The 8,583-nt window shown below is 43.2% G+C and carries 12 protein-coding genes; 1 reads left to right on the top strand and 11 read right to left on the bottom strand.

The window, feature by feature from the left end:
* Positions 1–120: 120 nt before the first annotated feature.
* From Q0W37_RS14665 to Q0W37_RS14655, 3 genes are all read right to left on the bottom strand, one after another.
* Positions 121–2,058, bottom strand: coding sequence for a hypothetical protein (locus Q0W37_RS14665; RefSeq protein WP_297702291.1), 1,938 nt, complete (start codon positions 2,056–2,058; stop codon positions 121–123).
* The gene (locus Q0W37_RS14660; protein ID WP_297702290.1) at positions 2,058–2,639 is read right to left on the bottom strand and encodes a hypothetical protein; all 582 of its coding nucleotides are present in this window, start codon (positions 2,637–2,639) and stop codon (positions 2,058–2,060) included. Before Q0W37_RS14660 ends, Q0W37_RS14665 begins: the two co-directional genes overlap by 1 nt.
* A 135-nt stretch (positions 2,640–2,774) precedes the next feature.
* Positions 2,775–3,821, bottom strand: coding sequence for a Fic family protein (locus Q0W37_RS14655; RefSeq protein ID WP_297702289.1), 1,047 nt, complete (start codon positions 3,819–3,821; stop codon positions 2,775–2,777).
* Positions 3,822–3,967: 146 nt separating this feature from the next.
* Between Q0W37_RS14655 and Q0W37_RS14650 the strand changes: the two genes are divergently transcribed.
* Complete coding sequence (locus tag Q0W37_RS14650; RefSeq protein ID WP_297702288.1) at positions 3,968–4,213, top strand: TIGR03905 family TSCPD domain-containing protein; 246 nt, start codon at positions 3,968–3,970, stop codon at positions 4,211–4,213.
* A 14-nt stretch (positions 4,214–4,227) separates the two neighbouring features.
* On the opposite strand, the gene Q0W37_RS14645 is transcribed toward Q0W37_RS14650, so the two are convergent.
* From Q0W37_RS14645 to Q0W37_RS14610, 8 genes are all read right to left on the bottom strand, one after another.
* Positions 4,228–4,815: a zinc ribbon domain-containing protein gene (locus tag Q0W37_RS14645; protein WP_297702287.1), complete on the bottom strand. Its 588-nt coding sequence runs from the start codon at positions 4,813–4,815 to the stop codon at positions 4,228–4,230.
* Positions 4,816–4,830: 15 nt separating this feature from the next.
* Complete coding sequence (locus Q0W37_RS14640) at positions 4,831–5,463, bottom strand: GyrI-like domain-containing protein (RefSeq protein WP_297702286.1); 633 nt, start codon at positions 5,461–5,463, stop codon at positions 4,831–4,833.
* A 2-nt stretch (positions 5,464–5,465) separates the two neighbouring features.
* Entirely contained in the window at positions 5,466–5,858 is a 393-nt protein-coding gene (locus Q0W37_RS14635) for a VOC family protein (RefSeq protein WP_297702285.1), read from the bottom strand.
* A 71-nt stretch (positions 5,859–5,929) separates the two neighbouring features.
* Positions 5,930–6,454 (bottom strand): flavodoxin domain-containing protein, encoded by a 525-nt coding sequence (locus Q0W37_RS14630; RefSeq protein WP_297702284.1) that lies wholly within the window; start codon positions 6,452–6,454, stop codon positions 5,930–5,932.
* A 29-nt stretch (positions 6,455–6,483) separates the two neighbouring features.
* Entirely contained in the window at positions 6,484–6,849 is a 366-nt protein-coding gene (locus tag Q0W37_RS14625; RefSeq protein ID WP_297702283.1) for an ACT domain-containing protein, read from the bottom strand.
* Positions 6,850–6,908: 59 nt separating this feature from the next.
* Positions 6,909–7,319 (bottom strand): hypothetical protein, encoded by a 411-nt coding sequence (locus Q0W37_RS14620; RefSeq protein WP_297702282.1) that lies wholly within the window; start codon positions 7,317–7,319, stop codon positions 6,909–6,911.
* A 2-nt stretch (positions 7,320–7,321) separates the two neighbouring features.
* Entirely contained in the window at positions 7,322–7,945 is a 624-nt protein-coding gene (locus Q0W37_RS14615; RefSeq protein ID WP_297702281.1) for a CatA-like O-acetyltransferase, family 2, read from the bottom strand.
* A 60-nt stretch (positions 7,946–8,005) separates the two neighbouring features.
* Positions 8,006–8,583, bottom strand: a 578-nt coding sequence (locus Q0W37_RS14610) for a TetR/AcrR family transcriptional regulator (protein ID WP_297702280.1), incomplete at its 5' end; no start/stop codon positions are given.

Here is an 8,583-nt window from a genome sequence, read left to right as displayed (position 1 = left end):
TGCAAGAGCGATGGCATGTTCGCGACCACCGCTACCAACGACGAGAATATTCATAAGCGAGTCCTTATACTTGTACGGGGGATAATGTAGAAAAAAACACACACGAACTTTTTTTCGATTCTAATCAACAACGTTTTTCATGCATGAGGTACCAATCGGGTAGGCATTTATAGGGCATTCCACAAAAGAAGAATTCACAAGGCAATAAACGTTTTTATCATTTTCCCTTGTACTCGTCCAAGAAGTCGAAATTGTTTGGGTATACAAATTTTCAATTTTATCAGGAGTTAAAACAAAATAAATATGAGTATATTTTTTATCCTGAATGGTCCCCTCGTCAACCCCCATCATAAAACGTCTCCATTCCGTTGTATCAGGAATATGAAATCCGATAGGACATTGTTCTTGTGCAACTTCAAATGTGTAATAGTACTCACTTTCAACAACATTCAGCGTAATAACATCATCTTTTAAATATTTCTTGAAAAAATCAAACGATCCGGTTGAATCAACGAAGGCGTTTTGCGGCTGTCCTTTCATCCACAGCATTCCTCCATAGGAAATAGTACTATATCCTAACCCAGATTTTTTGTCATATATGGAATCGACATCCGCATATACACACCCCGTTCTACCCACACAAAAGAATTCGACGCTATCTCGTCCCGACGCTTCGGTTTGCTTAGCAATTGAATCACCTAAAGAATTCAGAAACGGCATCATGAGCGAGTCCGGCGCAAGCACCCAATCAGGCGAGCCCTTATTAAACGAACAAAGTATCACCGTTTTTTCGTATTTTTTTAGCGTTCCTACAGCAACATCATCATAGCATTTACCTACATCGAATTCTTTCTGGGAAATCTTTTCCCACAAACCATTTTTAGCACAATAATAAAGATTGTCACGATACTTTTCATAGCGTCGCAATTCCTTACCACATTCACCCAACCGAAGATCCATCAACTCATCAAAACTGGCAAGTTGCCACTTATTCGTTTTTTCATTACAAATGTAGACCACACTATCATTCATAATCAAGGTATCTCCAACATTATCAACAGAACAGTTGCGATATCGAAAATCAAGTATCTCATCATATGCAGCCATTCGCCATCCACGATCTATACTATCACAGATATAAACCAACCTACCGCCTTTATCAATCAAATCTCCATAATTATAACTTGTGCAAGCGCCCAAAGAATCCTCCATTGGTTTTTCTAAACGCCAAAAAGAAAATGAACAGACCATTTTTTTCCCATTAAAAAGACTTTCCTTATTTCGAACAATAGACTCTAAAGAATCCCCATTGCAAACTGGCAATTTGTATGACTTTGCATAATCGTCAGAAATGGATTTGGCCTTTGCTAAAACCGAATCAACAATTAAAGTTGGGACTTTTTCGTCATCATCAAACTTACCATTTTCTGCCAAATCATCGGCCTGGAAAAACAAATGTTCAACAAAAAAATTCAAGTTCACATAGGCCATCCACATTTCCTCATCCGTTTTTGAAAAAGGCCTTCCATCTTCTGAATACTCCTTGTCTGCCACAATTTTTGCAACTTGTAATGGATACGCTTCGTTTTGGGCAAGATTTTCCACACGTTTTCTTTGTACAGTAGAACTAAGACTTATATAAACATGATCTTCATACCACATATCAGCAAAATAGCTAAGTGCGGCTTCAACTTTGACAGAATCATGATTTATGAAATATCCCTTTACATCAAAACGTACATAGGGGCCATTTAAATTTACATCATGAAAATTAAATTCCGTGCTTTGATCACACCCATACCAATTATGTTCGTTAGAAAATTCGCCAATAAAAACATTTTTTTCGTTTAAATATTCATCCAGCTGAACAAGAAACACCGAATCATGAACAAAATAAAAATCCTTCCATTTCGGCACACAAATAAACCCATACGGATTTCGATTTTGCAAGGAATATTCTGGAACGTGATACCTTGGCGCCTGAACAACATCAATATCATCAATATTCGAACAAGAGCATAGCAAGGTCAAGAAAATAACGAAACAAAACTTTAGCATCACCAATCCTCATCAACAACTTCACAAGTTTCAGAGGCATCCTGAACATTCAGATCTATTTTTATACGAGATGTATTTATTCTCAATCTAAAAAACAAAGCCACTTCCAATTCACAATTTTCACCGAATTTTTCGTAATAATAGTCTGAAGTGTTCTTTGAAATCGAAAAAGACGTTTCATCCAAAGCTTCTACATAATTATAACCTTCATCATGAAAAACAATTCTTTTCGCATTTGAACATTTCGGATTATCACATCCGTAAACATCCATGAATATAGTTAGCGAATAGGGTGTTTCTATTGTAAAAGGAATATATTCTTCAGAATGATAAGTGTCTGTATAATGATCATATCTAACATAGTAATGAGATTTAACACTTACCGTATAATCATCTTTAGCCGAATCATTCAATGCAATTATAGAATCTAATGCAACCATAGAAAATTGATTTATCTCTATCATATCTCGAGAAACATCACTTTCATAACAATGGTTCAAAGGATTGTCGCAGCCACTACCACAACCCCAAAACAACACGACTACACACAAAATTAGCAATATCTTGAAATTTCGCATCATTCTTTACCCAACATATCAGTAATAATATATAAATGAAACATCTAAATTTTGCAAAAGCCCGCTAAGTTAAACGATAAGACACAATTATCCTTCGACGAAATGCTCTAGAAAGTATATGAAAATCACGAGACGCTGTTACCTCTTCAGATACTTCGTGCCACGCCCGGCGCCAACAGTCGTGACGACTCCGCTTTTCAGCATCTTTCCCAAAACATATTCGACGGTAGTCGGGCTGACATCAGGGAGAATCTTGCAAATCTCGGATTTCGATATCGGGAGAAGGCTATTCAAGACAGTCGCCTCGATGCGGGATGACTTTGTTATCTTGTTTGAATTTACAGTCGCAAAGCGTTTATCCAATTCCTGATAGCACTGGTAAAGCATACTTAAAAAGTGCTGAACGAACGGGAAGTAGTCATTGTGACTCTCATGCCAATTCACGGAAGATTCCCGCAACGATTCGTAATACCACGACTTGTTCTTGTTGATTTGCTCTTCGTAAGAAATGTACTTGCCGACATCGTAGCCATTCTTGTACAAAAGAAGCAGCGAGAGCAATCGCGACATTCTGCCGTTTCCGTCCCTGAACGGGTGGATGCACAGAAAGTCAAGCATCACGCATGGAATCAGCAACAGTTTGCTTATCGAGTCATCAGCCGCAGCATCCATATAAGCGAGTTCAAGTTGTTCCATCGCCTTTTGCGTTTCGGCAGCACGCACAGGCGCAAAGCGAATCTTGCGCATTCCCGACTTGTCGATTTCCAGAATCACGTTGTCTTCGTTCTTGAACGCGCCTCCGCGACTTTGGGCGACTTGTGCAAGAAGCGTCCGATGCAGAGAAAGCATGCTCTGTACCGAAAACGGAATATCGCTATAGCCGGTATGGATAAGCGAAAGGGCGTCACGATAACCCGCAATTTCCGCTTCGTCGTGATTGAGCGGTGCGCTATTCTGGTTCACGATTTGCGCAATTCGATCATCGCTAGTTATGATACCCTCAATAGCATTTGAACTTTTGACGGACTGCACCTTGGCAATGGATTCAAGTTCCGTAAAAATCTCTTGATGGGATTCCTTGCGGAATGAAGCCATCGTCTTTAACGACGCAATAGAGGATGTCGTATTGACCAAATTTGCAGGCAAGACCCCATTTTTCAAGAAGGAATAGTCAAACTTATGCATAAACAGACTCTTTTCTGCATATAATATAATTCTTTTTATGCAGAAAAGCACTACAATCTGCATGTTTTTTCTAAAATTTTATGCAGAAACGTGTTTTTTCAGGAATCATTGTATATTTAAGGCAAGCATTCAACCCCGAGACACGTATGGAAGAGACTTTCAAGACCAGAGGCGTTTGCGCGACGACCATCCAGTTCACGCGCGACGGAGACAAAATCAGGAACATCCGCTTTACGGGCGGATGCAACGGAAACTTGAAGGCAATCGCGAAGCTCTGCGAAGGCATGAGCGCCGAAGATATCGCGGCAAAGCTCCTGGGCAACACCTGCAACGGGAAGCCGACATCGTGTGCCGATCAGCTCGCTCGCGCGGTACTCGGGAAAGAAGCTTAATACAAATTCATTCTTTATCGTTTCTTGAATACGACGATTTCTGCATCGGCGCCGTTCTTGCCATATTCGCTCACGAGAATGTAGTGTTCGTCGCAGGCGATTCCAAAGCAGCGGCCTTCGTCACCAATCTTTTTGACCTGGTTTCCCCAGTAGCTTGCGTTATCGTCTAAAAGCTTGACGCTGTTGCCGTTGATCTTGTATTCCTGATTGATGAACGAGCCCTGCAGCACAAAGAGGTTGTCGATAGTCGGCATGTCCTTGATGCCCAGCGCGTTGACTTCTTCAATGAACTTCTGCTTTATGGGCGAGGTGGCGTGCGGAAGTTGGTCCGCGGGGAGGCGCCAGCGCTTGAGCGTCGGGAAGTACTTGCGGAGTTCTACCTTGTACTCTTCGCGGGTAAGGCTCTTGCCTGTATTCTTGTTGAATTCATCGACGAACTGCGAGCAGAATTCGACCATCTGTTCCATGTTGAAGTCGCCGGTGAATGCACCGTCTTTGTAGCAGTAGATGCAGTATTCTTCGTTCTTGCTGCCGTCGGCGTTAGTGCCGAGGATTTCCGGCGTGAGCGGCATTCCGCAGCTCTGACAAAACTTCATTTCCATGATTTTTCTCCTGTACTAGATTTTTTTAATCGGGTGGCGGATAACAGTCTTTAACTTGTCCGGAGCAACTTTACGCGCATCGGAAAGGTAAATCTCGTGGTGGCGTCTCGTATCCGAAATATCGTTTTCATAACCGTTGTCGGCGATGAACTTGTCCATTGCCGCGACAGCTGCAGGCTCGTTATCGTATGAGCCGGAATGCATGCATTGTACGCAAAGCCCTTCTTCGATTTCTAGAAATTCGACTTTCGAAAAGTCCATTTTCTTTTTGCGGGTTGCTTCTTCAATTGCCCATTCGAAATCAGCCTTGGTTACAAAATCTGGGAGCCTGATGACGGAAATCCACTGGAAATTTTCCTTGTGGCCGTAATCAATTCCGTCAAGATTTTCTTGCCACCAGAATCCTTCAAGCGGTGGCACCACGTAATCAAAGTAACCCTCGATTTTGTGGTCACCCTTTTTACTCATCTTAATCGTGTATGCGATTCCGTACAAAAGTTCGATAGACTTTTTGTATTCACCATCTTCTTCATTCGGGTTGCCCCTGCCACGCACCGCGATGTAGTTCATCTTCGGGACGGTGACAATTTCAGGCTTGCCCTTGGGCATATAGAATTCTTTGTATTCTTTCTTGAAGTCAAACGGCATGCTTACTCCTTGACGAAAGACCCGATTTCTACCAAATTGCCTTCGGGGTCGGCGATGTAGCAAGTACGCTGCCCCCACGGTTCCGTAGTCGGCGACATGACGCTTTTCGCTCCTGCCGCAGTGACTTTGGCATACGCCTTGTCTACTTCAGCGTAGTTAGCGACACCCAATGCTATTTCGAAATGTCCGTTGACGCCTTTGCAGTAAGCGAACTTCTGACTCGTCATTTTTTCAAAATCGGATTTTCGGAACAGCAAGAACAAAGTGCCGTCCTTTTCTAGAAAAACGTTGGTCGTATTTTCGTCTTCCTTGATTTCAAAGTCCAAGACATCTCTATAAAAGCGGACCATCGTCGCCATGTCATCGACAAAAATTCCAAAGCCTTCTAATTTCATTGTAAAACCTCCTTGTAACACATACACAAATGTACACTATTTTAAAATTCTTGTCAAGGAACTTATTCAAATTATTTCAAAATTTGAGCAATCGGTTCCAGGGTATCGAAATTCACGAAGTCCACTTGCTTGCCGTAGGTGGCGATGAGGGCGCGGACTTCGGCGTTGCGCTCCGCTTCGGGGATTTTCGTGACCTTCGAATACAAAAGCTTCATCATGATTCTGTGTTTCAAGCTGAGTTTGGTGTAATCGATGGCGCCGCGAAGGTGGAAGATTTTGCTTTCGTCGTAATGCGATGCGGGAACCTGCTTCTTTAGGCAGCCCCTGATGTGGTTGACGTTTTCGGCATCGGTCGGGTCGGCGAGACCGACGGTCGCGACAAACAGTTCCTGACTTGCAGAGAGGCCGCAAACCGTTTTCTTAAGGCCCATGACACCGCCGGCGCAGAGGGCGCCCAGATAGACGATGCGGTCATAGCCGGCAACGCTTTTCACGTCTTTGAAAAAAACAGCCTTGAGCCCTGTGATTTCGGAGAGGCGTTCGGCGTAGCGTTTTGTCGAGCCATAACGGCTCCCGTAAATGATAATAGAGTTCATCCGATTATAATCCTTTCTTTGAGGCTTTATCACACCACGCCATATCCCGCATCAGACAAGACTTTCAGCGCTTTCTCGAAATTTTCGGCTTTCACAAGGATATAATCCGTATTGAAAGTGGATATCGCAAAAATTCCAACGCCATTTTCTGCAAGAATAGCCGAGAGTTTCGAAAGAATACCTATAAGAGAAAAATCAAGTACACCCTGAATACGGAATCCTCGCCATCCATCATCTCGTTCAATAGTATTTTGGGGAACATCATCTGTTTTGCATACGAGGGATATTTCTTCGTCGGTCTTGCCAATAAAATAGAAATCCTTACCCGTATCAAAATCACTAACGTCCGCTACTTTACAGACTGTTAGTTTGTGATCCAATTTCTTTATTACCATAAATTCAATCGTTTGTTAGAGTTTTACTTTCGTCGTTGACTATACTAAATACAAAAGATTTAGGACGTTCGCCTCCCCAAATTAACTCCAGGCCAGTAGCACCATGCAATAACAGCGGGAATGAGGGACGAGACACATCGCAACCAAGTAAAATCATTGATACAGCTAAAACCACCAACCAGAGCGCGAAGGCTGTAGAGCACAACAATGGTGATGACTGCCATACGTATCAAGGGCAAGCGCCGGATGTCGCCGGTAGCCGAGAGTGCGTAAAGTCCAGCCACGCAGAATGCAAAGGCAAGACCGATGGTCAGGGCATACAACATCCAAATGTGGCCTGATACCATCTGATGCATGAAGTCTTTAATTCCATAGGCTTCGAATGCCTCGTCTAAAGCGAACAGGCAGCATACATGACCAATAGCTATAAGGAAGTGGAGCGCTGCTCCGAATCGTAATCTTTTCATCATTTTTATCGTAGTTCATCAATGGCGTTTTGCAAGTTCGCGAGGAACTTCCCGGCGTGAGCGCCGTCCATTTGCGTGTGGTGAAACTGGAACGAAACCGGCAATTCATAGCGGAAAAACTTTCGCCTAAACCGCCCCCAAATCATAAACGGGTTGTTGAAAATGCCGGAATTCATGCCGACAGCGCCGTCAATTTCCGTGTCGATAATCGCCGACGTGCCGATGACCATGCTGTTCTCGGACAAGTCCCAATCCCCACAACTTTCTGCCACGATTTTTGTGTATTTGAGATAGTCGCGATTGAATGTCGCCAAGTCTTCGGAAAACGGAATGTCGCAAGAGTTGATTTCGCCTTCGTCGTTTTTCACGATTGTATTGACCGCAATTGAATCGTATTGCATAAGTTTCCCATTTACCGGGAGCATGTAAAATTCCTTGATGTTTGTAGCGGCCTTACCGATGCAGTAATCCAAAAGCATGTTGAATTTCAAGCCGCGCTTCTTGCTCACCTTCACGAGCCTTGTGACATTCAAAGATTTGAAAAATGTCACCATCGGATTTGGTGCTTGCATCCATAGCTTGAACGCCATTGCTCTAGTGGTGCTTTTCGGATCGATTTCTTTTGCCATTTTTTTGCCTTAATTTTCCGTCAACGGACATCAGCATGAACAATGTGGTGATTGGTCGATTCATTTCTTATAGGTTTTGAAAAAATGCTGTAAGTGCTTCTCGATAAATTTGAGTGCTTCTTTTTCGCATTTCGGCTGGCGGTCAACTTTAGAAATCCAAAGTGCGACGGGGGCCGTAATCTCTGTCGCTAGCATTTCCGGGTCGTCCTTGACGATTATTCCTGCGGCCATCAAGGTCTCGAGAATTTTCTTGTACATTTGCAAAAGTCCGTCCACCTGATGCCTTGTCGTGATTTCGGCGAGGCGCTCGCTGCGAAACTGCTCCTGCACCAAGAAAACACGCATCTTCTTGATAATCGGGTCGGTCATCGTAAAGCGGACAAGTTTCATAGTCTCATGGATGAATCCGTCAATGTTTTCGGGGATTGTGCCAATTTTTTTCGCGGAACCGAACGATTCTTCGTAACGAGCTTCTGCGATATCAATCAACGAATTCAAAATATCCTCTTTGCCTTTGAAATGCTTGTAAAGCGACGGCGCCTTGATGCCAACATCCTGGGCGATTTGTTCCACGCTGGTGCCATCGTATCCGTTTTTGGCAAATAGCGTTAGGGCAGTTTCAAGGATTTTTTCTTTTG

Source organism: uncultured Fibrobacter sp., assembly GCF_947166265.1.
Taxonomy (GTDB): Bacteria; Fibrobacterota; Fibrobacteria; order Fibrobacterales; family Fibrobacteraceae; genus Fibrobacter.
This window is presented reverse-complemented; position numbering and strand designations above follow the sequence as displayed.